At 62.8% G+C, this 1,067-nt stretch carries 1 protein-coding gene and 1 pseudogene; one reads left to right on the top strand and one right to left on the bottom strand.

All coding sequences use genetic code 11. The annotated features are described in order from the left end of the window. Positions 1-591: LuxR C-terminal-related transcriptional regulator (locus AC1VAN_RS22705; RefSeq protein WP_480986849.1), on the top strand; the 591-nt coding region annotated here is incomplete at its 5' end. Positions 592-650: 59 nt separating this feature from the next. On the opposite strand, the pseudogene AC1VAN_RS22700 reads toward AC1VAN_RS22705, so the two are convergent. Continuing rightward, positions 651-1,067 (bottom strand): annotated as a pseudogene (locus AC1VAN_RS22700) (hypothetical protein); the annotation flags it as partial.

Here is a 1,067-nt window from a genome sequence, read left to right as displayed (position 1 = left end):
TTGCGGCAGAGTCTGCCGCTGGCGCAGGTACGCGAGGTGGCCAGCGCCGAAGCACTGGCCACCTCGCTGGACGCACAGCCCGATGTGGATCTGGTGCTGCTGGACCTGACCATGCCGGGCGCACATGGATTCTCCGCGCTGCTGCACGTGCGCGGTTCGCACCCGGACATTCCGGTGGTGATCCTGTCCTCCAACGACCACCCGCGGGTGATCCGCCGCGCGCAGCAGTTCGGCGCGGCCGGCTTCATTCCCAAGTCCGCGCCTGCCGAAACCATCGGTGAAGCGGTGGCAGCGGTGCTCGATGGTGGCCTGTGGTTCCCGGCGATGGCCGCTGAGCGTTCCGAGGCCGACGCGTTGCTGGCCAGCCGCCTGGCGCAGCTGACGCCGCAGCAGTTCCGGGTGCTGCTGTGCCTGGCCGACGGGCTGCTCAACAAGCAGATCGCCTATGAACTGGGCTTGGCCGAAAACACGGTGAAGGTGCACGTGACCGCCATCCTGAAGAAGCTCGAATGCCACAGCCGCACGCAGGCGGCAGTGCTGGTGAAGGCGCTGGAGCCGGAAGGCGATGCGCGCGTTGGATTGGATGGCTGACAGAGACGGGACGTTGGCGCATGTACTGCGTCGTTGTGGATGCTGTTCCGCTTTCCTGATCAGTTCCCGCTGATCGAATTCAGTTCGGGATCGGTAGAGAACATGAATCTGTTCTCGTATCCCGCGCCGAGCTTCTCAGATACTTCGGCGTAGCTGTATGTGGGAGATGATCGGTCTGACGCCAGTCTGTGGCCCCATGCTTCGTGATCGGCACTGCTTTGGGCGCGAGCGATACCAATGCATATGCTCAGGCCGCACGCGAGGCGATCAAGAACCCCGTCCTGACCCATTGCGCGCTCGAGAGATGATCGATAGTGCCTGGTCAGGTCCTGGGCATCAGGGCTGGACGCTGCGTCGATGGTCATACGGTCGATTGCATCAGAGCTGCTGCGGCTGGATCGCAAAAGGGTTTCAGCTGTCTGGTTCGAGATGCCCCCGTTTGCCATGAATCCGGATTCGACTTGAAGGTACTCGAA

This window comes from Stenotrophomonas sp. 05L44_2 (assembly GCF_056665995.1).
Note: the sequence above shows the minus strand (reverse complement) of the source record. Positions and strands in the feature narration are given on the sequence as shown.